The sequence below is a fragment of the Microcoleus sp. genome (assembly GCF_041354475.1).
Classification (GTDB): Bacteria; Cyanobacteriota; Cyanobacteriia; order Cyanobacteriales; family Microcoleaceae; genus Microcoleus.
The window spans coordinates 1-25,646 of the sequence record NZ_JBGJZU010000005.1 but is presented as its reverse complement, the minus strand read 5'-3'; the positions used below and the strand labels follow the sequence as shown (position 1 = coordinate 25,646).

The window sequence follows — 25,646 nt, the reverse complement described above, 5'->3', positions numbered from 1 at the left end:
TGGCAACTCTTGTTCATATTTGCCATGTAGATGAAATGAACTTGAGTCGAGGTCAGATGTGTCGGTATTTATCTCGAATTTTTGAGCTGCTTCTAGGGCAATGGTTGTGAATATTTCGGTAATTCCTGCCAAATATAATTTATCTAATACTCTTCCTAAACGGTCATCATTTAAATGCGATGCTTGAATTCCTGAACCAAGTAAATGTTCTATTGCTTTCCCTTCAAAAAATTTAGAAAATAAGTATAGTGGGGCGGAAACCATCCCTAATCCATTGATGATCATGGCTTTAACTACCAGGCCGGGACTGACTATCTCGCCCGGTTGTTCACCTACTAACTGATTGATTCTTTCCACAATTCCTATTTCATCAACTAGACCGGCTATCAAGCCCAGATGATCTAGGTTTTCTACTTTCATCTGGGATGCTTTCTGCATGGGCTGCTGAATCCTGATTTGATCGTTAATCGCGATCGCCAGTTTACACTATTTTTGGTGATGATTGGTTACCCAAGAGCGATCGCAATTAACGCACTTTCGCGGATGCGAGCGGGTTACGGATATGTCATAAACTTGGTCTTTTACCGAGCGCTACCAAAATAATTGAGTATTTTTACTCGCTCTTGTCTCGGATGATTCACTTTTACCCCCTCAATTCGCGTAGGCTGCCCCTTGGGGTGCGGAATGTGGGTTGTATCGGAATGATTTAACCGCGAAGGCGCGAAGTACGCGAAGCAAGAGAAGAGAGAGTTTAATACAGGACGATGAAGAGAGGATTTTATATCACCCCCCCCTGCCCCCCCCTAGGGGGGAAGGAAGAAGGAAGAAGTCACCCCCCCCCTGCCCCCCCCTAGGGGGGAAGGAAGAAGGAAGAAGTCACCCCCCCCCTGCCCCCCTAGGGGGGAAGGAAGAAGATCGAGGTGAAGAATGCTGATACAGCAAGCTTTTTAGCAACCGGGGTTTTTTATTGAGGATTATCTGCCTCCGACAACCACATTTTTAATCCGTAAATGGGGGCCGCCGACACTGACTGGTAAACCGCCTTGGCCGCCTTTACCACAACCGCCGTAGGCATACACTGAGTCATTTCCGATCGCCTCAATGTCCTTGAGCGTTTGAAATACGTTACCACTTAAGGTGACATCGCTCACAGGTTCTGCTAATTTGCCGTCGCGAATCATGTAACCTTGAGCCGCTGCAAAGGTAAACATTTCACCGTTGGTTTGTCCTCCCAGCATCCGCACTGCATAAACTCCTTCTGCGATGTCACGAATCATGTCATCAAAAGAATTTTCTCCCGATTCGATCGCCGTATTAGTCATGCGCACCAAGGGCATAAAAGTAGCACTCAAAGCCCGCGCATTTCCCGTGGGACTTTCGCCCATTTTGCCGGCAGTTTCCCGATTGTGCATTCGAGTGGTTAACACCCCATTTTTAATTAAATGCTTGCACTGGGCGGGTACGCCTTCGTCGTCGTATTTCAATGTTCCCGGTAATCCTGGTAATGTGGCATCATCGATGACATTCAATTGTTCGATGGCGACTGGTTTACCCAAGGTCAACAATTCCTGCATTTTGGGGTTTTCGTAAATGCCGTCTGCTTCCGATAAATGGCCGAAAGCTTCGTGAATAAATACCCCTGATAAATAAGGGTCTAAAATGACTGGATACTGGCCACCTTTGACTGATTTTGCTTCTAGTTGACTGACAGCTCGAACGGCCGCACTCTTAACACGATCTTCAATATTTGTCAAGACATTGTAGTCCGATCGCGAATGAATAGACTCAAACCCTTGGCGGACAATGCCGCCGTCACCACGGGCGATCGCGCCAAAACGTCCGGTGACATCCAATCGCTCTTGAGCGATGGAAGTGCCTTGGGAATTTACAAAATAAGTAATCCCAAATCGATCGCTATAACCGGCGATTGTAGTCTGAATCCGCGGGTCATAATCTAATAACAATTGGTTGTAAGATTCGAGCAATTGTCGCTTTTGGGCTAAAGTAATGGAGCGAGGATCGCTACCTAATTCCACCGCTACATAATCTTGAATCGGGGTGACATCTGCTAGTATAGTTTTTTCGCTACCTACTAAGCGAGACTGAATTACAGCTTCTTCAATACGGTCTTTTAATTCAGCCAAACCATTAAAAGTGACAAAACTCCAGCCACCTTTGTGACAGGCGCGGATACCACCAGCAAGGCTAAAACTGCGGTTGACAGCATCCAACTGAGGCCCACGAAAACTAATGGCTGTTGACTCGCTTTGTTCGAGGCGAACTTCTAGATAATCTACCCGATCGCGGTAGGGTGCGATCGCTTCCATCAATTGTTCCTGCATCTATTTGTCCCTAGGAGTGAGTCGCCTTAGCGTTGTAAAGAATAGCTAACTTTATTTTAATCCGCTGAATCGACTAAAAGCCGATCGCCCCCAAGGGTAAATTGGCAGCTACGCATTTAAAGTGTTGGTTAGGGAGGGAGTGGAAGAGGCAGAGAATGGGAGAATGGAAGCCAATTAGCGAGATCCGACTAAAATAAATCTATCTTAAGACTGAAAAAAATCATTAAATTAGACAGAAATGCCTGACTTGAGGATGAAAAATTGGCAAATTTCACCGTATTTAGCCGCAATTACCGCAGCAGTAGCAATTGTGGCCGGAGTTTGCATTTTAGATCGATCTCAACAGCAGCGGTTTTTACTGGAAAACCGTGCTACTACTCTCAATCAACTCAGCACAATTCGTTCTAATCTCGAAGGTAAGTTGAACTCACGGCTGTTTTTGATGCGCGGTTTGGTGGCGGATCTTTCTAAAAACCCAAACATCAGCGAAGAGGAATTTGCAGCTACCGGGAGAATTCTGCTGGCAAACCAAACTGGCATTCGCAGTATAGGTTTAGTGAAAGGGACTACCATCACTTATATGTATCCGCGAGAAGGAAATGAATCGGCGATCGGCGTGGACTTGAGTGCTGTACCTCAGCAACGAAAAATGGTCGAAGAGGCGATCGCGACTCGCAAAACTGTACTGGCGGGCCCTGTGAAATTATTAGCGGGGAATGTGGGCTTTGTCAGTCGATCGCCCATTTTTCTGACACCACCGGGCGCAGATCCAGAAAGCGGTGATTTTTGGGGGTTAACAGGGGTTCTCATCGACGAAGATACCCTCCTCCAAGAGGCAGGGATCAAAGACCATTCTGCCCAGCTACAATACGCTCTGCGAGGCAAAGATGGCAGGGGTGTCACCGGAGAAGTCTTTTTTGGCGACCCTGCAATTTTCCAGCAAGCACCGGTATTGCTGGAAGTGACATTGCCCAACGGTTCCTGGCAGTTAGCCGCCATTCCCCTGGGGGGATGGCCCCAGAATTCGCCACAGCGGGGGTTGCTGCTTGCTGGTGGTGGTTTGCTGGCAGTTGTGAGCTCTGTGGTGGTCTTTAGTTTGGTGTATGGATCTACAAAGCTGCGAGAAAGTGAGGCTAAATACAGGCAATTGGTAGAGAATGCCAATTGCATTATTGTGCAGTTAGACCGTGAGGGCAATGTTACTTTTTTGAACGAGTTTGCTGAAAGTTTTTTTGGGTATTCACAAGCAGAAATTATTGGCAAAAATGATTTCTGGAATCTGATATCGGAGACAACTTTGTCCAAAAATCAACTCCCTGCCATGATGCGGGAATTCCTGCTATACCGGAATCGATACTTCACAATTCAGGAAAATGAACATATCCGCCGTCATGGAGAAAGGGTTTGGATCGCGTGGCGCAATCAAGCTTTGCGAGATCGGAAAGGGCGTTTGAGAGGGCTGTTGTGTATTGGAACTGATATTAGCGATCGCAAAAAAGCTGAAATCGCCTTACAAGATTCTGAAGCAGAAATGCGAGCTTTATTTGCCGCCATGAACGATGTCATTTTTGTAATTGATATAGAGGGAAGATACCTCAAAAGTGCGCCGACAAATCCCAGCCTTTTGTACAAACCACCGACGGAAGTTATCGGCAAAACTCTCGGCGAGATTATGCCACCAGAAATAGCAGATTTTTTCCTAAATCAAATTCGACTCACCGCCGAAACCAAACAAACCAATTCACTAGAATACAGCTTACCTATAGGAGACAAATACCTCTGGTTTGCTGCTACTATTTCACCTATGCAGTCAAACACATTTCTGTGCGTAGCCCGTGACATTACGGATCGCAAGCAAGGTGAAAGTTGGTTAGCCGCCCAAAAACAAATATTAGAAATGATTGCTAAAAGTGCGCCTCTGGGCGATACTTTAAATGCCTTAGTGAAAATTATCGAGCAGCAATGTAAAGATGTCATGGGTTCGATCTTGATTCTAGCTCCAGATGGCAAACACCTGGTGAACGGAGCTGCACCGAGTTTACCTGAGAGTTACAATGCTGCTATTGAGGGCATGGCGATCGGTCCAAATGTCGGTTCCTGTGGCACTGCTATCTATCGGAAAGAGTCTGTGATTGTTACAGATATTGCCACCGATCCGTTGTGGGAAGATTACCGAGATTTTGCTTTAAGTTTTGGACTGAGAGCTTGTTCATCTACTCCTATTATATCATCGAACGAGCAGCTTTTGGGAACCTGTGCCATGTATTATACTGAGCCACACACGCCCGAAAAATTTGAGTGGAAATTCATAGATTTTGTCAAGAATTTAGCAGGAATTGCCATCGAGCGCAAACAAGCAGAAGAGAGTCTTCAACAATTGAATGAAGACTTAGAAAATAGAGTGTTCCAAAGAACAGAAGCACTGCGCCAAAGTGACGCACGAGAAAGAGAAAGAGCTCAACAACTCGAACAAGCGCTGTTGGAATTGCGCTCTACTCAAAGTCAGTTAGTTCAAACGGAAAAAATGTCTTCTTTGGGTGAAATGGTTGCTGGGATTGCTCATGAAATCAATAATCCGGTTAACTTTATTCATGGCAATATTAAATATGTCGAGGATTATACGAAACAGTTAATGGAATTGGTCGATTTGTACGCCGAAGAATATCCAGAGCCTAATTCTATAATCCTTGATAAAATTGAAGAAATGGATTTAGATTTTGTCTCAGAAGATTTAAATAAAATAGTGAGGTCGATGGAGGTAGGAACAAAACGTATCCGGCAAATTGTTTTGTCGCTCAGGAATTTCTCGCGACTGGACGAATCGGAAATGAAGCCAGTGGATATTCATGGAGGAATTGACAGCACTTTGTTAATTTTGCAGCACCGATTGAAGGGGGTTAATGGGTGGCCGGAAATTAATATAATTCATGAATTCAGCAACATACCACTGGTGGATTGTTATCCTAGCCAACTGAATCAGGTATTTATGAATATTATTGCTAATGCCATTGATGCGATCGAGGAACGGTATCAAAAGTTCTCTGTGGCGGCAGCGGAGGCAAATCCTGGCAGAATTGCGATCGCCACTGAGGTGATTGGTGAGAATATGATAGCGGTGGAAATCTCCGACAATGGTACGGGAATGCCACAGACGACGATCGATCGCATTTTTAATCCGTTTTATACTACAAAAGAAGTTGGAAAAGGTACGGGTTTGGGAATGTCGATTTCTCACTCGATTGTGGTTCAGAAGCACAAAGGCAAAATAGAGTGTTTTTCAGAAATAGGACAGGGTACAACTTTTAGGATTTCAATTCCCATTAGTCTGGTGCCCAATTGACCGCAAACAATAAGCGATTAAAATAGATTCAAGCTGCTGGCGAAGCGGTGCTGCATTGAACCATGATATTTTTAGGAAATTTGACATGATGGGATTGCTCCTAGAAGCGTTGCAGGCAATGGGACACAATGTCCGATGGATGTCTTGGAATTTGTTCTTAGCTTTAGTACCGTTAGCGCTGAGTTTTTGGCTGTTTCGCAAACCTCGATCGCGCTGGCTGATGTGGGGGACAAGTTTTCTGCTGGGGGCTACTTTTTTGCCCTGTCTATCCCTGGTTTTGTTACATCTAAGGTACATTGTCCACGATTTGGGCAAAACTTACGTTTTGGGGGCGATCGCGATTACGCTGACACTGATGGCTGTAGATATCTGGGTACTGCGACAGCGCGGTGTGCGTTCTCTCCGCTGGTGGGGTGGTTTTTTGGCATTCATTGCCTTTTTGCCCAATGCGCCCTATGTTTTAACTGATATCATCCATTTGATCGACCAGATTAAACAGGGACACTCGGTGTGGGTGGTGACTCTAGCTTTGATTCCCCAATATTTGGCGTTTATGATCGCAGGGCTTCAGGCTTACGTGCTGTCGGTGATGAGTTTTGGTTACTATTTGAGCCAACAGGGTTGGGGCAAATTTGTCCTAGTAGCTGAGTTAACTATACACGCACTTTCGGCGATCGGCATTTATTTAGGGCGATTTATCCGGTTCAACAGTTGGGATATCATTACTAATCCCGATGGGTTAGTTAATACTGTGATGAACGATTTGATGGGGAAACGTCCGGTTTTATTAATTGTTGCGACTTTTTTAGTAATTGCCAGTTTGTATTGGGTGATGAAGCAAATTACTTTGGGGATTAGCCAGCGATTTTACCCGAATCAATCCCAGTCAGAGTTTTCCGGTGCCAGCGGTAATTCTTCCGAACCCATCGATGTGAGATTTTAGATTGAAGATTTGACACGGTATCGGACCTAGACCCCCGACTAATTCTGGCAAGTCGGGGTGCTAACACAAGGTAACACAATATAATAATATGTATATATTTTAGCATTGGCGAGATTCCTACCTTGACTACTCAGATTCCTCAGAACTTTGTGCAAACGATCGCCAAGGAGCGCGGTGTCACAGATGCCGAGTTAGAAACTGTGTTTATGGCTCTCGATGGTCAAACTACGTCCGCGATCGCCACCAAGCTTGGCATTAGTGACATCGCAGTTCGCAAAAGACTAGGCGAGGTTTACAAAAAGTTTCAAATTGGCGGAAATGGCCCCGGAAAATTGTCAGAATTGAGGCATCAGTTACTGTTGTCATACCATCAGGAAATCGGTTTGAGGGATTTTAGTCCGACAGGTAAAGGAAGCCTATCAAAAATGGCGATCGCACACCGACAACAAGATTGGGGCGAAGCACCGGATGTTACGGTTTTTTACGGACGGACTCAAGAATTAAACACTTTAAAGCAATGGATTGTCTCAGATAATTGTCGGCTGGTGGCGTTGTTGGGCTTGGCTGGTAGCGGTAAAACAACTCTGTCAGTAAAATTAGTCTCACAGATCCAGAAAGAGTTTGATTTTGTGGTTTGGCGCTCTTGGCGATCGCACCCGACTCCCCAACTGTTTCTCACCAACTTAATTCAATTTTTTTCCCACCACCAAAGAACCGATTTACTACCCGACAACGACAACATCAACGGTCAAATTGCCCTGCTGGTTGAGTATTTGCGGCAGCACCGATGTCTGCTAATTTTCGACGATTTTGAAGCCGTGCTAAAGCCGGGAGAATTAGCAGGACATTACCGTCCGGGTTGGGAGGAATATCGAGATTTAATTGTGCGGATCTCAGAGGTTAATCACCGTAGCTGTTTGCTGGTAATTAGTGCAGAAGAACCTACAGAAATCGCTTTGCTAGCTGGGGAAAAAGTACGCTCTTTCAAACCAGAAGTTTCCCAGGAAATTGCCCAGAATATTTTTCAAGAAAAAGGTTTATCTGCTCAAAATAGTGAGTGGAAAATTTTGCTAGAGCGCTACGGAGGAAATCTATTAGCATTTAAGATTGTAGCCACAACAATTCAGGATTTTTTCGAGGGGAATGTTGGTAGTTTTTTGGAAGCAACGGCATTATTTATTGAAGAACATATCAGCAATCTACTCGCGCAACAGTTAGAGCGAATGTCTACTGCTGAAACCGAGATTACCTATTGGCTGACTATTGCGGAAACTCCGGTTTCCCTCGGAACTTTGCGACACGAAATTTTGGCAAAGTATTCCCTTTCTGATTTAGTGAAAAATCTCGATTCTTTGAGCCGCCGCTCGTTGATTGAAAAAATCCATCAGGGTACAGAAACAGTGTTTGTGCTTCAGCCTTTGATGATGAAATATGTTGCCGATAGGTTAGTAGAAAAGCTTAAATATGAGATTTTGGAGACGATTAAGACGCAAAAAATCGAAAATATGCGGTTGTTGAAAGATTATGATTTTAGCATAAATTTTGCTAAAAAAGTAGGGAAATACGAGGCAACCAGTTATATTCTCAGAATGGTAAAAAATCGGTTGCAAGTTTTGTGTCAGAAAACTCAAGGAGATGAAGAACTTTTAAATATCCTGAACAAACTTGCATCTTTGCTGGCAGAGAAATCGACTTTTGAAGTGGGATATGTTAGAGAAAATATGGCGCTTATTATGGCACAAACTGAGTCTTAAAACTGAGATACCAGACTTTGTGAAGCAGTCTGGTATCTCACAGTCACAGAGTTGGATTATTTGACAATACCCAAAACTGAGGCTGATTCAGAACCTGTAATTTTAACCAAAGCAGGAGCTGTTTGAGCCTGGGCAATTTTGGGAACCAAAAGTTGATTGGCATAAATCCGAGGATTTTCTTGAGCGATTTGGATGTAAGATTCCCGGACTTCTGCATTCACTGCCACAGTCTTGGCATCATAAACTTGCATCGCCATATTGGGATAGAAACCAATGCCAACAATCGGGATTAAAAAGCAAAAGGCGATCGCCACTTCGCGAGGTTGAGCATCGATGAATACTGCATCCGCAGGCAAAACGCAACTATTACCGAAACAAACCGCTTCATCCAGATTATTTCTCTGATTTTGCAAATCTAAATCCTCGATGTCACAAGCGGCGGCTGCTCCAGAATTATAGAAGAGCTGGCGCAGCATCGAGAGCAAATAAATCGGTGTCAAAATCAGTCCTACCGCCGCCAGGAAGACAATCACAGCCCGGAAAGAATCGCTATAGATATCGCTAGTTGCCACACCGACAAATACCGAAAGTTCGCTAGCAAAACCACTCATACCGGGAAGCGCCAAGGAAGCCATAGCGCCTGCGGTAAACAAGGCAAACACTTTGGGCATGACTTTACCAATCTCGCCCATTTCATCCATGATCATGGTATGGGTGCGATCGTACGTAACGCCGGCCAGAAAGAACAATACTGAGGCGATTAAACCGTGGGAAATCATTTGCAACAGAGCGCCATTGATTCCCAAGTCATTGAAAGAAGCAATACCTAGGAGTACAAATCCCATGTGAGAAATAGAGGAATTCGCTAGGCGGCGCTTCATGTTGGTTTGGCCGAAGGAATTCAGTGCTCCGTAGATAATGTTAACTACGCCCAGCACGGCCAGAATCGGTGCAAAGTAAACGTGAGCTTTAGGAAGCAGTTCCAAATTCAGACGAATCAGGCCATATCCGCCCATTTTTAACAGCACACCGGCCAGAATCATGGACACGGGAGAAGATGCTTCGCCGTGGGCATCAGGTAGCCAAGTGTGGAAGGGGAAAATCGCCAGTTTCACGCCGAAGGCAATCAACAATCCCGCATAAAGCAGTAATTCTAAACCCAGGGGGTAGTCTTTCAAGCCTAGTTCTACCATATCGAAGGTGATATTGCCTCCGCCGTAGAATGCCATTGCTAAAGCAGCTACCAGAATGAAAATTGAAGCGCCAGCGGTATAAATCAAGAATTTGGTGGCTGCGTAGCGACGGTTTTGTCCACCCCAAATCGAGATTAGCAGGTAAACCGGAATTAGTTCTAGTTCCCAGACAATGAACAGTAGCATGATGTCTTGGGCAACGAATACTCCTATCTGTGCCGAGTACATCACCAGCATTAGGAAGTAGAAGAGTCGGGGTTTGCGATCGACCTCCCAGGCTGCAAAAATTGAGAGAGTCGTCACCAGTCCAGCCAACAGTACCAAGGGTACTGACAATCCGTCAACCGAAACAGACCAATTGAGGCCCAGAGAAGGTATCCAGGGGTATTGCTCTACGATTTGGAATGTAGAGATTGTGGGATCGTAATGAGTCCAAAACACCCAGCACATGAGTACAAAGTCTGCCAAACCCACGCCCAGGGCGTACCACCTAATTGTTTTGCCCCCTGTATCGGGTAGAAAAGGGATGGCGACGGAAGCTAGGAGGGGTAACAGGACTATCGCGGTCAGCCAAGGAAATTGATCCGCTATCATAATGGGAATAAATACTTACTGGAAGATGACTAAGATTATAATACAAAATTTAATAAAAATTTAATATTTATTGATAATTTTTTTTTATGACACCCATGGGGGGTTGTCATATCACCAATTGCGACAAAAGTCAAGTAGACAATCCCCACGCGCGTTGAGGCGCGGGGATTCTTGGTTCTACTTTAGGGAGTTGGGGGTGAAAATTTGATATCCGCCCAAGATAATTGCCTGCTTTGGTTGGTGGTGCTTTCGAGTTGTTCTTTCAGTTTGGCAACATTAACGGTATCCTCTGTTGCAGAAATATTGCTTTGGGCGATCGCATCTTTGACTCGCTGAATATTGAGAGTCGGATTTGCTTTGACAGCTTCGACAGCGTTTTTCAGATTCCGTTGATAGTGAGCGTTACCAATGGCTTCTTCTTTAGAGCGCGAACTGGTTTCAAAGCATTTGTCCAAATCGCCATAAATGCCAGTACGCCTGGATTTGGTGTAATATTGGCGTTCTGTGTCTAGGAGTTTTGCCATTAATTCCAGGTGCATTTTGTCCTCGCACATTTCTTCGAGCACAGTCCATTCGTCGCTACCGAGGAGTTTTCTTTCGGCGCTGGGGCGGCTGTCTTCAAAGGGTTGACCGGTGACTTGTTCGTAAATGCGGGGTAAAGAGTCATCGAATTCGTGTTTTTCTTCCAGCCAAATGCGGCGGATTTCACTAAGTTCTTCCGGGGTAATTAGGGTGATGTCGCGCATTTCTACAGGTGCGGTTTTGCGTATTTGAGTTTGTGCTTCCAAGACTCGTCTGAGCCAGTGTTCCCGCCAGAATTTGGTATAGGGGCCGGGGATGGGTTCGACGGAGGTTTTGTTGTCGCCCATGTTGCGCTCAAACAATTCTACTCTACCGTAGATGCGACGGAAGTCTCTTTTTGGGCGATCGTCTTTTATGTCTAATTCGTTGCGAATATCCAGCAGAGGCTGCATCCATTCTTTTTCCTCATCGTTTTGAATCATTGCCTCCATAGATTTGTCTTGGTCTACCATTGTACAAACCCAGCAACCAAAGCGAGAATCACCACAACTAGGCGTAGAAGTATCAACGACTAGAGGGCATTCGTTATCTGCTGTCGCACCGCGATACATCGTAAACAAATCTTTATTATCCCCTCCCCAAGGGTTAGAATACTGCATGAGATAAAGCCAAACTTCATCATCACGCCAGTCTTCAACAGGAGTATAAATTAGAGAATTAATTAAACGAGAATTAGGACTCAAGCGCTCGCGCACTCTACCTGCTTCATGTTTTTTCATTGTGGCAGCGCGTTTGCTACTTTCAGCCTTTCGAGTGCCTAAAACCACAATAGTTTCACCGTGATATCTAACCATTTCACGGATAAAATGGTTAACAGGTTGAATTTTCATGCGATCGGTACACCACCGAAATCCATTTCGAGGTGCTGGATAGCCTCTACCAATTAAGCATACCCAGAATGTTTCTTGAACAGAAGGATGAAGCAAATGGGGTTCAACAGGCATTTTTTGCAGCTCCGCTGCTAACTTAACCTGTTTAATACAATTGCGAACCCAGGTAGAAATTATCGGATTTTCAACCAGCGTATCAGTTGTAATTAAATGAATTGTTTTTGTTCGCTTGGACAGTGGGAGTCCTGCGATCGCATTCCAGATAAGCTGCAATACTGCACTCGAATCTTTCCCAAAAGATACACCTAAAATCCACGGGATTTCATCGCTACAGTACAACTCCTGAATTTCTTGAGTTAACTTTTCTACATCATCCACTAACTGCTTAACGCTGCGCGGTGGGAATAGTGGCATCTGCTGAGCTTGTGTCATTTTACCAATCTCCCCTTGCCAAGCAGCAACACTTGTGCTGTGAATTCCACCCTGTGACGCAACATAATTGTTTGCCCTTGATCGTTGAGCTTTGAGCGTAATAGTCTTCCTAACTACTATACTCCTTCATGATTTACAATTAAATATTAACCTTTAAATTAATTTACAAGCTATGACTAATGACAGCCCGACTCAGCCGCCACTCAAGCAGCGACTAGATGAATTCCTTGAGCCGTACTTCGCCAGATACCATCGTCAGAAGTGCTATCCAGGCTTAATATTTGAACAGGGAAAGCGAAAAATGATACAATTCAACGTGCCTGCGGATGACTTGCCTACTCTTCTCCAGGCACAACCTTCTACAAATAACGAGCCTGAGTCTGGTAAAAACCGTCCAGAGATTAAGGGCCATACTGAGGAAGTCAAGGAGTACATTCTCAAGCGCGTTAGAAAAGACCAACCTTGGATTCTGGGCACACTCACTGCAAATGTCGATCCAGAGAAGATTCAAATTATCGAACTAAGTCGGGGAATTTGCTTAGTAGTCATCCCTCGTGGTGTTAAGTTAGATATTACCGACGGACAGCACCGCAAGCGAGCGCTTCACGAATTGATTGAGAGTGCCAACGGGGAATTAATTGGAGATAATGATTTCCCAATTACGCTAGTATTAGAAGGCAACTTAAATCAGTGTCAAAGAGACTTTAGAGATATGGCGCAAACAAAAGCGCTAGATAAATCATTACTCTTGTCCTTTGGGGAAATGGAAGGTAGAATTGGTATTTGCAAACTGTTAATTGAACAAGTGCCAATTTTTAAGGGCAAGACAGAGAAAGTTAAAGGTTCTCCATCATCTAAAGAAAAGCGAATATATACAATGAACTATCTCGCAAAGGCTGTTAGTTGCGCTTTTGCTAACGATCCGAATAACGAGCTGAAAGATTACGCTCTATCAGAATGCTCGGCAGCTATAATTAGTTGTCTCAATCAATTTTTTACAGAATGCAGTCTAACTCAATATATTTATGAGACAGAAGCTGATGATTTGACTGTTAATCAAATTGAAAAATTTAAAGAAAGTTGTTTATTAGGCAGGAGTGTGGGAATAGAAATATTAGGAAAGTTACTCTACTGTACTTATGATGCTGATAGCTATTGCTTCGATCCAGAACGAGTATCAGAAGTTGCTCAACTTGATTGGTCAAGAAACAGCCATCTTTGGGAGGGAAATGTGGTTTTGTCGGACAATAGCCCAAATAATCTTGTTCGTAACTATAGAATAACAGCTAGTGTTAATGCTGTGAAAATGGCAGTCAATAAAGTAAAAGCCCATCTAGAATGGATTTAACCTATATTATCCACCTTGATTGTGGCACGAGCGTCCCGCCCGTGCTCCCTCAGCGGTTCCCAAACCCAACCGATTTTTCAAATAATCCCTCATCCAACCCACACTAGCCCTCGACTTAGAAATCCCCCCTCTCAACAAAATCCCACCTTCCCAATCAGGATTAGAAATCGACCAATCAACATCGCGCAAAAGGGCCAAACGTTCCTCCCAACTCTCAGGAAAAACCGATCGCAAACTCGCGCCAACTTCCCCCAAACTCTCCAGCACCACACTACGACAATGCACAAAATCCCGCCGTACTTCCCCCGCTGCAACTTGCTTGTGCAAAACCAACTGCCAATCGGGAATAAAACTGCTAACCGCATTCCAATAACTAACCGCTAGTTGTATTTTTTGAACAAACTCTGCCTCTTTTTCCTGTTTTGTGGCGCGGTAACGAGAGGGTTTTGCCTGTTGGCTGGCCTCAATATTAGACAGCAAAGCCATGATAGCACGATCGATCGCACTCAGGGTAAACAATTTGGGCGATCGCCCATTCAAAATCCCCCTCTCCATCTCCGTCAAACAGCGGAAAACTTCAACCTGCTTCACCACCGCCTTCACCAACCGCGCGCGATCGTCCCGATGATTGTAAAGCAAACTCAGCGACGCTTCCAAAGGCACCTGAAAACTATTCAAATCAGCAAACCTTTCCTGTGACTTCTCCAATCCAATATCCAGAAACAAAATCAGCGCCACCGTCTCATATCCCAACTGCGGATTTTGCTGCAAAGCCATTTCAAAAGCCGCCCTACGATGCTGTCCATCATTAATCGTAAACTTAGCATCCATCGGCACCCGCAAGCAGCCTATTTTCCGTTCTTGTCCCTCATTTCCCACCGCTTCAAACGTAATATCCGCATCAATCGAAGCGGCGATCGCCCCGCAAGTATAACTTGTCGAATTCCTCACCAAATAATCAGCTATTTCGGGAATCCGACTTTGATTCAGGGTACGACTAGCCCGCATTTCCGGTGGCAAATCTTCAGATTCAAAGGGGAACAATTTGGGCAAAAAACGCACCGGGCACATCGAAACATAATATTCGCGGCCCCCTTGAATTCCCCGGATGACCGGCAAAATGTATTCAAAAGAAAGAGTAGACATAATTTAGAATTGGGTATCGGGCAGACAAATTAAGAATTAATACTTATTGACTTGAGTTTATATTTGTGATATAGGCTGACCCTCGCTCCAGATAAATTAAGTATTTCACAATATTTTTTTAAAAACAACTATTGACACAAAAATTTAAACGTGATATTTTTTGAAAAAATACCATATTTATATAAAAACCACCGATGAACACTAACCCAGCGGATGAGCTTGTTAATAAGATATTAGAAAAAGAAAATAGCGATCGCCAAGAAATCGCACTGTTATTAGATAATTACCTAGGAAAGGACGATCGCATTTTCGTCCAAAAAACCCAAATGGGAAACAGCGAAGCCTACATCGGTTCAGTCACCCTAGAATGGTTAGATTCCCGCGTGCGTTTCGCCTCCCAAATGCCACTTTTTCGCCACAAATTCGACCTCCAAACTAACAACATCCTCCGCGACGACGAAACCATCGATGAAATCATCCAGCGTCCCCTAGATTGGTCCCGCCAAGCCGCCCTCACTCAATATCTAGCCGCCCGCAAATCTCACAAATTTCCCGCAGTTTTAGTGGTAATCAGTCCCCCGTGGGTGGACAATCCTCAAGCCGAGGAATGGGATAAAAATAAAGTCGCAACTAAATCGGCTGCGGAATTCGTATCCTTTGATAAAAACCAAAATTTAGGGCTGTTGAATGTTTCTCAAAAAATTTCAATTTTTGCCTTAGACGGCCAACATCGGTTGATGGGAGTTCAAGGTTTAATGAACTTAATTAAAACCGGGAGGCTGCAAAGATACAACAAAAACAAAAAAGCCGTCGGCGCGGCAATTACCCTGGAAGATTTAGCCGAAGAATATCAAGTAGACCCCGAAAAAGTCTGCGATTTAGCCCAGGAAAAAATCGGGATTGAGTTTATTCCGGCGGTGGTGGCTGGGGAAACGCGACAGCAAGCACAACGGCGAGTGCGATCGATATTTGTCCACGTTAACTTAATGGCGGTGACGCTGAGTCAGGGTCAATTAGCCTTATTAAATGAGGATAATGGATTTGCAATCTGCGCCCGCAAAATTGCCGTCACCCATCCATTATTAAAAGAGCAAGATAGTAGAAACCCCCGCGTCAATTGGGACAGCGCCACCGTCGCAGCCAAATCAACTGTACTCACTACATTGCAAGCCCTGCAAGATATGTCGGAACGGTATTTAGAATACAAATTCCCCCATTGGAAGCCGGAGAAAAAAGGTTTGATTCCCATGCGTCCCGAAGAAGAGGAACTAAAAAATGGCATTGAAGAGTTTAGGAAACTGTTCGATAATTTAGCAACTTTGCCCAGCTATCAAAGAATTGAAAGCGGCGAAGAAACGGCAGAATTACGCCGATTTAGTTTTGAAAAACCGGGGGGCGAGGGCAATATTTTGTTTCGTCCAGTTGGTCAAATTGCCTTAGCTAATGCTTTAGGAATTCTCACATTTAGAAAGAAACTTTTGCTGAAATCAACTTTTGACAAACTCCGCAGATTCGATGTGGATGAAGGATTCAGCCACATGGACAATCCTGAGTCTGCGTGGTACGGGATTTTGTACGATCCGAATAAAAAGCGAATGCTAGTTTCTGGGAAGGATTTAGCGGCGAAGTTAATGGTATATTTGGTAGCGGGAATTCAGGACGATATGGATCGGGCTCATTTGCGGCAAGCAGTTGCCCAAGCGAGAACTTTTGAAGGTAAAGCTATTAGTTTTAGTGGCAAATTTGTGCGGCCGCAAGAGGTGGGATTGCCGCCGGTGCTGAGTTAATTTTTTACTGGTAAAAGTAGGATGAAATACGGGATACGGCACTACTGTATTCCTAGCTTTATTCACCTGCTGCTATTTCTTGCTGCTTCTAATTTTCGACGGATTGCAGCTTGAACTTTCGCATCAAAATCTGGATCGCCGGGACTTGCAATAATCCTCAGCGGATGCTGATTTATTCTGTCTAGGTACGCCTGAAAAGCTGCTCTATCTCCACGATGTTTCAGAAAATACTGTTTCAATTCAGAGTTAGACATTGCATTATAGTTAACTTGGCTCATCAGCAAACTCCCCATTTGGTAAAATTTGGAACTCAAGCTCTTCATCGTAGCCAGCCAATATGTACACGTTATGAGTGCGATCGTCAACACAAATAAGATGGATGGGCTGAAGCATTGTATAGGTTAATTGATAACAGATGCGATATAAACTCTCTAGCTGGGCATTAGTAGGCATTAGGGTTAAGCATTTCACCTAATACTTATATTAACATATAGCAGTCCTTGCAGGAGTCGTAAAGTTTTTTACCCCACCCCAACCCTCCCCTTATTAAGGGGAGGGAGTAAGAAATTCACAAATGATTTAGGATTGCTATATGACTCAAATTCATTGTAACAAAACTAATTCCGCTGCTATGGGCAAATGATCTGACTCTGTTGCTTCTAAAACTGAACTATATTTAGCACCCCAATGCTTTGAATACCAAATATAATCAATCCGGCAAACAGGATAATTTAATTTCCAATTCAAGCTTTTAATCAAGAACTTAAGTTGCCAACCGTGAGGCCAGGTAAAACCAAACCCGAATCCCGATTTTCTGAAAGCATCTTGCATGACTTTTTGCACATTGTGATAGTCTTGAGTTTCCTCTGTCATATTAAAATCACCCGCGACAATTACGGGCAAAGTTTCTGTCTGGACTCGCTCTACTAAATCTTGAATTTCTGGAGCGCGTTTGGCATATTTGTAAACAGGAATTCTGACTAAAGGCAATATTTTAGATTTCCGAAACCAGGGTCCTGTGGCTTGCATATTATAAATGACTATCTCTTGTTGGTTGAAGTTAATAATTGCTCGCTGCTGGGTTTCTGGATGACCAGCTAAGTTCAATATTTCGCTGGATACAATTGGATATTTACTGAGAATCCCTACTGGGGGAATGCCAATTTGATAGGGGTAGTCTACTTTTAACCAGGTGAAAGCTCTTTCGATATGCTTCTCGACGATTTCTTGTAGAAAGATAATGTCAGGTTTTTCCCTTTCAATTAGTTTAATTAAAGTTGGCGATTGTGTGGTATACCAACCGAGGTTATGGGATAAAATTTTGAGACCGGGCTGCGAATTTGTGATGTTGACTCGTGCGGGAGAAAAGTATTTGACGTGCAGCCAACTTATGAGGATAATACAGGCGATCGCCGAAATTATCGTAAACCATCTTTTTTGGATAATTGAGAATCCGATGATGGGAAGCAGGAAAGTTGGGAAAAAAATCAAGGGTATAAAAGTGCTAATCAAGGCTATAACCCAGAGCCGATCCCAAAATATTAGTTTGAAAATTAAATAGCCAATAATTAATGCTAAGTAGCTGTAGGCGAAAATCTTTGCAGATTGCTTGAAGCATCTGTTGATGATATTTTCTGGTAGGTGATTCATTGAAAAGCTATTAGAATAAGAACTTGCTTAAATCGAATTCTTCATTTGACCGATGTTGATTATCTTTTTCCGTGATTAAAAATAACAACAGTCTGTCTGTATAATCCGCCGCACCCCGAAACTCTTCTCGCAATATTTCCAGCCCGCCGTTAGCATATTCTTCAAAAATTTGCAAGCGTTGTGCTTCCAATTCTCCGTCGAGATGGGAGAGAATTTGAGGATTTTTAGTTTCGGCGATCGCAATTAGTTTAATCACCATATCATAACCCCTAGACACAAAAATATCAACATCGATCGCCCCCGGTTCTCGTTTAGAAATTTCCCCCAAACGTAAACGTTTTTTCCGCTTATTTCCCAAGGATGCAGCAAAGGCGATGACATCGGCGTAAGTCTGGAAAGGACCAGTGTTGTTATCAGATAAAGTCAAAGATTTGACTAACTCCGCTTTATCTTTAGCAATTCTAATTTTGTTAGCAGCCATTGCCATGATTTGTAGTTTTTAACTATTATATATTTTGGCAAAACCAATCGTCAAATTATAATGATGAATTTAGTATTCAGATTACTCACAATGTCCGCAACAACATGATTTTTTGTGCAAAACCGCCTCTTTCTTCCCGGCGCTTGACTTGTGCTTTCAAAATGCGATCGCCCGAAATGCCACTACTCGCCATCAGCGCATCTATCACCTCATACAAATCAGCCAATTCCGCCACCAAATCTTCCCCCTCAGCCTCCGCCACTTCCCCAGCTTCTTCCATCAATTTTTGCCGCAAAGCTTGACAGTATTCGGCTTCGGACAAAACAGTAACTTCGCATTCAATACCATTTTCTCGAATAATTTCAGGAATGCGATCGCGCACCAACTTATGATACTCTTTCCCCACCTCAAACACTCCTTTAACCTTGACTAAAATTTTGAATCAACCAGCGATTAATTTCTCCATCATCTTGAGTTTGACTCCGATTCAAAGCTTCCTCAACTAACGCGATTTCTAGCCCAGGTAAAACCCGCGACTGTTGAATCCTGCCACTACCTCCGCCATTAATTGCAAAGGCAAAAACCTCCCGCGTGTTTGCACGTTCAACCCAATATTCGCTAATTCCTGCGTCTTCATAAAGCAACCGCTTGTTACCCAAATCATCACTAAAAGAAGATGCGCCAATTTCTATTACCAAATTAGGCGGATCGTATTCATTCAAATTAACAGGTGAATTACTGTCATTAGGAGGAACCCTCAAATCCGAACCTATGTAGTAAGCTAGATCGGGTTGAAACTCACGAATACCTACTTTGCGGAAACTGGCATTAGCAAATTGAACTACTCGGATATTTTTCAATGCAGCAAACAGAATAACTACATACGGGATAATTGAATTATGACGCGCGTGCAATAGCCCTACTGGTGACTTTTCTATCCTCATTTGTTCTCGATCGTAATAAAAATTGCCTTTTTCCCAAGCTGAATCCTCAGCGAAGGCTAGAAACTCTCCCCATGTCGCTTTCACCCAAATATCGGTTTCCAAAACCTGTGTAATTCCCGAATTAGAAGCCATAATCCACCTCTAAAATTTCCGTATATTCAAACTCATTGGGACAGTGCCTAACTAAAGGATAGCGCATCCCACCCAATTCGATCGCATCTTCTTCACAATCAGCTTTCGGAGAATTGTATACAAGTACATATTCTCTACCGATGCAGCCTTCCATCTCTTGGGCTACTTCCCCCCGCCACTGAGTTTTAGTTACTAAAACTATTAATTGATTTGCTAATTTCGGCAACTTATTCGCAATTTGTTTCCGATAAATTTCGTCCAAACTACCAAAGGGAGAATCCATGACAATGGGAAATGTACTGCTATCCGGGCCCATCAAAGTATTTTTTTGACTCCACTCCCGCACCCCCTCAATAATTCCCCCAATAAACGACAAACTGAGAATTTGATTTTCCCCAGTAGAAGCAGCAACCAAAGCTGGTTTACCCGAAGTATTTTCTACTAATGTCAATTCGTATTTATCGCTTAATTTTGGAATATAAGGAGTAAAAGAAATTTGACTAAAAATATCTTGAATTCGGTTTTCTAGCTGAGAACAAAACTGCTTTTCCAAACGCGATCGCACTTCAGTTAGGCGATCGATCGCATCCTGAGTAGCAGCAATCCGCCGCTGAGCCAAAATTTGCTTCTCCTCATTCATTTGCTGCTTGTCAATTTGCTTGTTTAAACTCGCCATCTGCGCCCTCGCACTCTCAATTAGCTGCTGGTTAAAGCCAGTTTCTCGGTGCAAATCGCCAATGGCAATTTCAATTTCATCCAAGCGCTTTTGCAAGCCACTGACATCGGTATCAGGATAATTTCGCAGCTTGTTGTGAATATCATCTAACTGATTTTCCACGCGAGAAAGTTCGCTTCTGCTGGCCTTAATATTAGCTTGATGATTATCAACTTCTTCCCAAAAATCAGCAATTTGTCTGTCAATTTCATTGACGCGATCGCTAATCCGAATCGTAGTTTCTTCCACATCACCAACCCCCGCTTTATCCATCCAACCGCTCACCTCTGCATGAGCTTCCGAACCCTCGATTAATTCCGCACCACAGATGCACCTTTCCCTCGCTAACAACTCTGACAGAAACGGCTGCTGAATCCCCGACAGCAACTCACCTTTTGTTCGCAAACCTCCAACAATTGCTTGAAAATCCCCCGCCGCTTCCGATAAAAATACCACATAACCCCGCACAGAAACCGAGCGTTTAATAGCATCTAAACACCTGCTAATCTGTTGTTTCAGCAAAGCTTTCTGCATTTCCAATTCATCTCGAAGCCTTTGCATTTCCCCAGCACCGCTGAGTTCCAACAAATTCCCGCTAATGGCTTTTTTTAACTCCCCTTGACTCGCCAACTCCCCCTCAATCTCGACTTGACGCTTGGCAAGTTTTTCAATTTCTAATTCGCATTTATCTTTATCAGTTAATAATTTTTTGCTTTCGGCATTACCAACTATTTTTAAATCAGTTTCTAAAGACTTTTTGGCATCTCCTAAATGCCGAATCGAACGATTCAACACTTCTACGCCCACCAACTCCTTAGTAGCTTCAGCAATTTCTGCCTTGTTGTCTTGTCGGACAATTTGTTCGATTCTTTCTCCATCAAAAAAGAAATATTGATGCAAACTTTCCGGCAAAATCCGTCCGATAATATCCTCAGCGTGCTGCGCCGTCGGTATCCAGCGCCCGTCATCTTTGGCTACAGTCAGTGACAATTCGCTGTCGCTTAGTTCAACCGAGTTTTCACTTTTGTAAGCGCGACAAATACGATGGGCTTTGTAGCGGGTGCTGTCGTGCTCAAACACAATTTCTGCCCAGCAAGATACTTTTTTCCCTATTTCTGCCTCAGCTAGAGCGCGCTTGTTTACTAATTGCTCTTTCGCAGCAAAAGCCGCGCTAAATTTTTCGTAAAGTACCCAGGTAAACGCATTCATCAAAGCAGTTTTTCCCGATCCATTATTGCCGTGAATCACGGTAGTATTTTGCTTGCCACCAGCCAGCTTAATTTCGGGAGTTTTGCCGTAAAACTGTCGAAAATTGCACAAAACAAGGGAAATTAACTTCATATAACCGCTTCCTTAATTATTTTCAAAATGTCATCGCTGATATAGCGAGGAGATTTCATGTATAGCTTATCTTTCTCAATTTCCAATACCCGCTCAATAATTTGCCGCACTTCCGGCGGCGCGCTAATAATCGGTTCCTGTACGTCGCTGAGATTGTTTTCTATTTGATAAGGAGAGCGCTTTTCAGCTAATATTTCTGTTGATATTGTCGGAGTCTGGCTGTTTCCATATTTATATGTACTGCTCTGATTTTCTATCCAACTTTCTCTCAAATTTTCCATCAAATTAAACCTCAACTTTTTCCCTATTCTTAAAAAAATCACTAAACGGGTGCTTAAAATAATTATATTATCAGTAAATTCACTTAAATCAAGGTAAGATCCGAAGGGCTAAACAGTAGACTGTACAATCATTGTTCGCCTCTATCTTCTAATTATTAACATAAACCACACCCTAATAAATGTCAAATATCTAACAAACCATACCGCTTCTGAAGTTGTAGCAATTTCACCCTAGCTTCCCCAGCGTTGTCAGCCAAATCGGCAAATTCTAAGAACCGCTTTAACTCCTTTCTGAGCAAATTGCGTTCCACTTCTAAAGTTTCTCTACCTAAATCGGGAGGCAAAACTATCATGTCAAATAAAGTTGCTCTTTCCTTTCCCGGATGCGGCCGCAAAATTCGCCCGCGACGCTGAATAAACTGGCGCGGGTTGGTGCTGCTGGCTAAAATTACGGCATTGCGAATTGCTGGAATGTCAACCCCTTCATCTAAACACCGAATCGCTACCAAACCTTGCAATTCTCCGGTTTCAAATTGTCGGCGCAATCGTTCTCTTTCTGCTAAAGGTGTGGCGGCAGTATAAGTGTTAACTCGGTAGCCTAATTCTGCACCGAGTAACTTCGTGGTTTCTGTTAGTTGACGGTTGTTATGTTTGCGCGTTGCCCCTTCCATCGCACCGTCGCCACAGTAGAATAAAGTGTGTGCAGTATCGAGACGGTGAATCATTAATTCTCGCAAAGCTATTAACTTATTACCAGCCGCCCCAATTAACCTTGCTCTCTGGATTAATAAAGTTGTTAAAGCATCGTTTTCTGCTACTTTTTCATCTCCCGAAAGTACCCAGCCAATTTTTTTAGTTAAGTAGGAATATTTTCGGCTTTCGGTGGCGGTTAATTCTACTAAAATGGGATAGTATAAATAATGTACTAATGCTTTTTGGCGGATGGCATCTCGCAAGGTGAGCTCCGGCTGCAAAACAGGACCGAAATAATCTAAAATAGCTTCGGTTCCCTGTTCGTCAAAATATCTTTCTGGGGTGGCGGAAAGGGCGAGGCGTAGCCCAATATTCCGGGGTAAACTTTGTCCTAAACGGGGCGCGCCCAAGTTGTGAACTTCGTCTCCAATAATTAGGGTTTTTTCTGGGAAATAGCGCAGTTGAGATTGCAAGCTATCGGACATTAATGTGGCGTTAGTAGTGATAATTGTCAAAAATAGCCGCTCGCCCGATCGCACTTCATACAAAGCCGTACTTAATTGATTTTGCCAACTGCGGCCTTCTTCAAAAGCCAAAATAGGTTTTAAACCAAATTTTTCCGATTCGCGCCCCCACTGACTCACTAGATGGCAATAGGGGCAAATTACCAGGAGGACTTCCAGGTTAATTTTTTGGTATAATTCAGTGGCGATCGCCAGTGCAGTAATCGTCTTACCGCTACCCGTAGCCATCTTCAGCGTACCACGCCCCTGATTGGCAAACCAATTAGCCACCGCAACTCGCTGATATGGCCGCAATTGTAGCGATGGCGACATTTTCGGAAACCCGAATTGGGGATTATTGGCGATCGATAGATTCACTTTTAAATACAGTTAGATGCAATATTATCCTGATTCAACCGTAACTAATTTCTCATTAAAACTTTAACATATCAAACAAATTGGCGGCCGACAATTGCAAACCAGACAGCACATCGAGTACAGGTAAAACATCTTCATTCTCTTTAATTTCAAGTTGCTGCTGAGGTTTAAATACAATGACTAATTTTTCTTCCGGGTCAATCAGCCAACCTAATTTAGTGTTATTTTTGAGGCAAAACAGAATCTTATTAATCACACGAGTAGAAGTTTGCTCCGGTGATAAAATCTCAATTATCCAATCCGGCGCAATTTCAAACCTATTTTCAATTTCTCCTTGAGAATTCAGAGGAATACGATGCCACTCGAACACTGCGATATCTGGAACAATAGAACGTCCGCCAAAAGTGCAGCGCAATTCAGGAAACGCATAAGCTAACTTCTGCGATTTACCAACTCGGTTAATCACAGATGGAAACTCGAATTGTAATGTACTATGTTTTCCTTGTGCCATATCTTTTTGATAAATTTGACCATCAAAATACTCCCTAGCCGGCTTAGTTTCTGGAAGCAGCAAAAACTCTTCCAGAGAAATCTTTGACGGAGACTGAATTAACATTACCATAAGCCATTAACCCCTCAACAACTCAACTTCCGCCTGAAAAATCTGCATCGCCGTCAGATTCCCAATCTGGACAACTTTCTGATTCCACACCGCTAGGGTGCATCGCACAAACCAACAAATTTCCCCCATAAACTTGACCGTGATAGTTTCGACAACCGCGACAAGCCTGCTGTTGTATCGGGGAAGGGTCTACATAAGTCACAAAAGAAGAATCTATCTCATCAAAATCCTGCTCGAATTCGCGGTAAACCTCAATAATCGGTTCTATTAATTCATTGAAATAGCCATCCAACTCATTGAAATAACCATCTATCTCATTAATCAGATTATTCTGTACTTGTTCTGTAAACTCTTCCGAAATCTTGGTCAACACCTCCAGCATTTCAGCAAAATCTTCATTCATATCCGTGAAAAAATGCTCTACTTCAGACGCAGCATTTTCGATTACTTCAAAAAAACCTTTTGACCAATCTTCCATGAATTTGTAAGGTTACTTCAGTTTGTAGTGAGGACTTTAGTCCTTGGAAAGAATTTGATGGTGAGTTACACAGCACTGACGCAAAAACTGCAAAGTGCTGATACCCTATTCACAATTCTATTACCTCTTGCCTCAGATCCGTCCACATTTGATTTGAGATTATGGGGTAGATATTCAAAAAGGGAACTCAAGAGCTTGACTCTAAGTTCCCTTTATGATTTGATATCGCACTGTTTGCGGTTTAATCTCGCTTCAGCCGTCGCAATTCGTCTTGTAAATTCTGTACCTGTTCCCGCAGCTTGTCCACGCCGTCAACTTCTTTAGCATCTTTTGCCGAAGCGTCTTCTTCAGAAACAATCTCAATCCGTCGCGGTTCCGTCGTGTTTTTATTCCCCGCCGGTTCCACTGACTGGGGCTGCTGCTGAGCCTGTTGCACCATATCATCAACAAAGCGACGAGCTTCTTCCGTGGACATCTCGCCCCGCTTCACCAATTCTTCCGAGAGCTTTTCAGCTTCAGCACGCAACTCATTTAGCTTGCTACCTGCTTTTTCGCCAGCGTAGGAAGCTAGCCCAACGCCTAGGTAAACTGCTTTTTGTAAAATATCTCCAAAACCAGGCATAGAAGCTACACCTCAAAAAACTGGGTGAACCGGATACCACGCCTATCACAAGCATCCCGTGTTGCTGCTACCTTCCGGTCCTGACAAGATTTGGGCGTTGTAATCGCGTGGGTCCAGTTCATTTATGAGTATAACACAGTTATTTATTCTTCAACCACACACCAGTGATAAATTTCATAACTAACGCAACCGTTCTTCACCAGGGGGTCTTGAGCGACGATCGCCTTTGCCTCATCCATCGAACCCGCCTCAAACATCAACATACCACCGCCTCTCCTTGCCCAGTAGCCAGTTTTCGCTCGGTGTCCTTTTGAAATCAAGTCTCGGACGTGTGACCTAAAGGCAGTTTACACGACTTCAACGGACATAGTAGACATAACGGACAAACTCAGATAAAATCAAAAGTATTCTTCCACGAGAATGCCATGCCGTATGTCACACCAAGAGAAGCAGCTAACGCTTTGGGAGTTAACCCCAGAACCCTTGCCCGATGGTCAGAAGATGGCCTCATCAAG

21 protein-coding genes, 1 other RNA gene and 2 pseudogenes are annotated in these 25,646 nt (G+C 43.6%); 5 read left to right on the top strand and 19 right to left on the bottom strand.

What is annotated here, in order from left to right:
- Window positions 1–15 precede the first annotated feature (15 nt).
- Window positions 16–438: pseudogene (locus ACBR23_RS03030) on the bottom strand (DUF4277 domain-containing protein); the annotation flags it as partial.
- 536 nt (window positions 439–974) lie between these two features.
- Entirely contained in the window at window positions 975–2,342 is a 1,368-nt protein-coding gene (locus ACBR23_RS03025; RefSeq protein ID WP_371118694.1) for a TldD/PmbA family protein, read from the bottom strand.
- A 253-nt stretch (window positions 2,343–2,595) separates the two neighbouring features.
- Here ACBR23_RS03025 and ACBR23_RS03020 point away from each other — a divergent pair, with 253 nt between their 5' ends.
- The 3 genes from ACBR23_RS03020 to ACBR23_RS03010 all read left to right on the top strand — a co-directional run bounded on the left by ACBR23_RS03020 (window position 2,596) and on the right by ACBR23_RS03010 (window position 8,379).
- Window positions 2,596–5,682, top strand: a complete 3,087-nt coding sequence (locus ACBR23_RS03020) for a PAS domain S-box protein (protein WP_371118693.1) — start codon at window positions 2,596–2,598, stop codon at window positions 5,680–5,682.
- 85 nt (window positions 5,683–5,767) lie between these two features.
- A complete protein-coding gene (locus ACBR23_RS03015) occupies window positions 5,768–6,625 on the top strand; it encodes a DUF1361 domain-containing protein (RefSeq protein ID WP_371118692.1) in 858 nt (285 codons plus the stop codon).
- A gap of 122 nt (window positions 6,626–6,747) precedes the next feature.
- Window positions 6,748–8,379 (top strand): NB-ARC domain-containing protein, encoded by a 1,632-nt coding sequence (locus tag ACBR23_RS03010; protein WP_371118691.1) that lies wholly within the window; start codon window positions 6,748–6,750, stop codon window positions 8,377–8,379.
- Between the two features lie 56 nt (window positions 8,380–8,435).
- Here the strand turns inward: ACBR23_RS03010 and ACBR23_RS03005 are convergent, their stop codons facing one another.
- Together ACBR23_RS03005 and dndC are read right to left on the bottom strand one after the other, a co-directional pair.
- Window positions 8,436–10,166, bottom strand: coding sequence for an NAD(P)H-quinone oxidoreductase subunit 4 (locus tag ACBR23_RS03005; RefSeq protein ID WP_371118690.1), 1,731 nt, complete (start codon window positions 10,164–10,166; stop codon window positions 8,436–8,438).
- Window positions 10,167–10,348: 182 nt separating this feature from the next.
- Entirely contained in the window at window positions 10,349–12,010 is a 1,662-nt protein-coding gene (gene dndC / locus ACBR23_RS03000; protein WP_371114607.1) for a DNA phosphorothioation system sulfurtransferase DndC, read from the bottom strand.
- Window positions 12,011–12,182: 172 nt separating this feature from the next.
- Between dndC and ACBR23_RS02995 the strand changes: the two genes are divergently transcribed.
- Window positions 12,183–13,358, top strand: coding sequence for a DNA sulfur modification protein DndB (locus ACBR23_RS02995; protein ID WP_371114606.1), 1,176 nt, complete (start codon window positions 12,183–12,185; stop codon window positions 13,356–13,358).
- A gap of 6 nt (window positions 13,359–13,364) precedes the next feature.
- On the opposite strand, the gene dndB is transcribed toward ACBR23_RS02995, so the two are convergent.
- Window positions 13,365–14,504: a DNA sulfur modification protein DndB gene (dndB, locus tag ACBR23_RS02990; RefSeq protein ID WP_371114605.1), complete on the bottom strand. Its 1,140-nt coding sequence runs from the start codon at window positions 14,502–14,504 to the stop codon at window positions 13,365–13,367.
- A gap of 194 nt (window positions 14,505–14,698) precedes the next feature.
- Between dndB and ACBR23_RS02985 the strand changes: the two genes are divergently transcribed.
- Complete coding sequence (locus ACBR23_RS02985; RefSeq protein WP_371114604.1) at window positions 14,699–16,291, top strand: DGQHR domain-containing protein; 1,593 nt, start codon at window positions 14,699–14,701, stop codon at window positions 16,289–16,291.
- A gap of 62 nt (window positions 16,292–16,353) precedes the next feature.
- Here the strand turns inward: ACBR23_RS02985 and ACBR23_RS02980 are convergent, their stop codons facing one another.
- The 14 genes and pseudogenes from ACBR23_RS02980 to ACBR23_RS02915 form a co-directional block, all read right to left on the bottom strand.
- The gene (locus ACBR23_RS02980) at window positions 16,354–16,569 is read right to left on the bottom strand and encodes a hypothetical protein (RefSeq protein ID WP_341737284.1); all 216 of its coding nucleotides are present in this window, start codon (window positions 16,567–16,569) and stop codon (window positions 16,354–16,356) included.
- Complete coding sequence (locus tag ACBR23_RS02975; RefSeq protein WP_341732121.1) at window positions 16,556–16,744, bottom strand: hypothetical protein; 189 nt, start codon at window positions 16,742–16,744, stop codon at window positions 16,556–16,558. The genes ACBR23_RS02980 and ACBR23_RS02975 overlap by 14 nt, the downstream gene beginning before the upstream one ends.
- Window positions 16,745–16,894: 150 nt before the next feature.
- Entirely contained in the window at window positions 16,895–17,941 is a 1,047-nt protein-coding gene (locus ACBR23_RS02970) for an endonuclease/exonuclease/phosphatase family protein (RefSeq protein WP_371118689.1), read from the bottom strand.
- A gap of 10 nt (window positions 17,942–17,951) precedes the next feature.
- Window positions 17,952–18,422, bottom strand: a complete 471-nt coding sequence (locus ACBR23_RS02965) for a DNA phosphorothioation-associated protein 4 (RefSeq protein WP_341739627.1) — start codon at window positions 18,420–18,422, stop codon at window positions 17,952–17,954.
- A gap of 85 nt (window positions 18,423–18,507) precedes the next feature.
- Window positions 18,508–18,828: a nucleoside triphosphate pyrophosphohydrolase gene (locus ACBR23_RS02960; RefSeq protein ID WP_341739628.1), complete on the bottom strand. Its 321-nt coding sequence runs from the start codon at window positions 18,826–18,828 to the stop codon at window positions 18,508–18,510.
- A 13-nt stretch (window positions 18,829–18,841) separates the two neighbouring features.
- Window positions 18,842–19,498 carry a Uma2 family endonuclease gene (locus ACBR23_RS02955; protein WP_371114602.1) on the bottom strand — a complete coding sequence of 219 codons (657 nt, stop codon included), beginning with the start codon at window positions 19,496–19,498 and terminating at the stop codon, window positions 18,842–18,844.
- On the bottom strand, window positions 19,488–21,554 hold the full coding sequence (locus tag ACBR23_RS02950; RefSeq protein WP_371114601.1) for an AAA family ATPase: 2,067 nt from the start codon (window positions 21,552–21,554) through the stop codon (window positions 19,488–19,490). The genes ACBR23_RS02955 and ACBR23_RS02950 overlap by 11 nt, the downstream gene beginning before the upstream one ends.
- A complete protein-coding gene (locus ACBR23_RS02945) occupies window positions 21,551–21,835 on the bottom strand; it encodes a hypothetical protein (protein ID WP_341739631.1) in 285 nt (94 codons plus the stop codon). Before ACBR23_RS02945 ends, ACBR23_RS02950 begins: the two co-directional genes overlap by 4 nt.
- 182 nt (window positions 21,836–22,017) lie before the next feature.
- Complete coding sequence (locus tag ACBR23_RS02940) at window positions 22,018–23,364, bottom strand: DNA phosphorothioation system restriction enzyme (RefSeq protein ID WP_371114670.1); 1,347 nt, start codon at window positions 23,362–23,364, stop codon at window positions 22,018–22,020.
- A 100-nt stretch (window positions 23,365–23,464) separates the two neighbouring features.
- A complete protein-coding gene (locus ACBR23_RS02935; protein ID WP_371114600.1) occupies window positions 23,465–24,031 on the bottom strand; it encodes a Uma2 family endonuclease in 567 nt (188 codons plus the stop codon).
- Between the two features lie 22 nt (window positions 24,032–24,053).
- Window positions 24,054–24,509, bottom strand: a complete 456-nt coding sequence (locus ACBR23_RS02930; RefSeq protein ID WP_371114599.1) for a hypothetical protein — start codon at window positions 24,507–24,509, stop codon at window positions 24,054–24,056.
- 241 nt (window positions 24,510–24,750) lie between these two features.
- The gene (locus tag ACBR23_RS02925) at window positions 24,751–25,131 is read right to left on the bottom strand and encodes a hypothetical protein (protein ID WP_341739635.1); all 381 of its coding nucleotides are present in this window, start codon (window positions 25,129–25,131) and stop codon (window positions 24,751–24,753) included.
- Window positions 25,132–25,154: 23 nt separating this feature from the next.
- Window positions 25,155–25,251: signal recognition particle sRNA small type (gene ffs, locus ACBR23_RS02920), an RNA gene on the bottom strand.
- Between the two features lie 23 nt (window positions 25,252–25,274).
- A pseudogene (locus tag ACBR23_RS02915) lies at window positions 25,275–25,466 on the bottom strand (YciI family protein); the annotation flags it as partial.
- Between the last annotated feature and the right edge of the window lie 180 nt (window positions 25,467–25,646).

Bases quoted from the DNA above. Each gene is read 5' to 3' on its own strand.
- ACBR23_RS03025 (WP_371118694.1), bottom strand. From the start codon at position 2,342: ATGCAGGAACAATTGATGGAAGCGATCGCACCCTACCGCGATCGGGTA.
- ACBR23_RS03020 (WP_371118693.1), top strand. From the start codon at position 2,596: ATGAAAAATTGGCAAATTTCACCGTATTTAGCCGCAATTACCGCAGCA.
- ACBR23_RS03015 (WP_371118692.1), top strand. From the start codon at position 5,768: ATGATGGGATTGCTCCTAGAAGCGTTGCAGGCAATGGGACACAATGTC.
- ACBR23_RS03005 (WP_371118690.1), bottom strand. From the start codon at position 10,166: ATGATAGCGGATCAATTTCCTTGGCTGACCGCGATAGTCCTGTTACCC.
- dndC (WP_371114607.1), bottom strand. From the start codon at position 12,010: ATGACACAAGCTCAGCAGATGCCACTATTCCCACCGCGCAGCGTTAAG.
- ACBR23_RS02995 (WP_371114606.1), top strand. From the start codon at position 12,183: ATGACTAATGACAGCCCGACTCAGCCGCCACTCAAGCAGCGACTAGAT.
- dndB (WP_371114605.1), bottom strand. From the start codon at position 14,504: ATGTCTACTCTTTCTTTTGAATACATTTTGCCGGTCATCCGGGGAATT.
- ACBR23_RS02985 (WP_371114604.1), top strand. From the start codon at position 14,699: ATGAACACTAACCCAGCGGATGAGCTTGTTAATAAGATATTAGAAAAA.
- ACBR23_RS02980 (WP_341737284.1), bottom strand. From the start codon at position 16,569: ATGAGCCAAGTTAACTATAATGCAATGTCTAACTCTGAATTGAAACAG.
- ACBR23_RS02975 (WP_341732121.1), bottom strand. From the start codon at position 16,744: ATGCCTACTAATGCCCAGCTAGAGAGTTTATATCGCATCTGTTATCAA.
- ACBR23_RS02970 (WP_371118689.1), bottom strand. From the start codon at position 17,941: ATGAATCACCTACCAGAAAATATCATCAACAGATGCTTCAAGCAATCT.
- ACBR23_RS02965 (WP_341739627.1), bottom strand. From the start codon at position 18,422: ATGGCTGCTAACAAAATTAGAATTGCTAAAGATAAAGCGGAGTTAGTC.
- ACBR23_RS02955 (WP_371114602.1), bottom strand. From the start codon at position 19,498: ATGGCTTCTAATTCGGGAATTACACAGGTTTTGGAAACCGATATTTGG.
- ACBR23_RS02950 (WP_371114601.1), bottom strand. From the start codon at position 21,554: ATGAAGTTAATTTCCCTTGTTTTGTGCAATTTTCGACAGTTTTACGGC.
- ACBR23_RS02945 (WP_341739631.1), bottom strand. From the start codon at position 21,835: ATGGAAAATTTGAGAGAAAGTTGGATAGAAAATCAGAGCAGTACATAT.
- ACBR23_RS02940 (WP_371114670.1), bottom strand. From the start codon at position 23,364: ATGTCGCCATCGCTACAATTGCGGCCATATCAGCGAGTTGCGGTGGCT.
- ACBR23_RS02935 (WP_371114600.1), bottom strand. From the start codon at position 24,031: ATGGTAATGTTAATTCAGTCTCCGTCAAAGATTTCTCTGGAAGAGTTT.
- ACBR23_RS02930 (WP_371114599.1), bottom strand. From the start codon at position 24,509: ATGGAAGATTGGTCAAAAGGTTTTTTTGAAGTAATCGAAAATGCTGCG.
- ACBR23_RS02925 (WP_341739635.1), bottom strand. From the start codon at position 25,131: ATGCCTGGTTTTGGAGATATTTTACAAAAAGCAGTTTACCTAGGCGTT.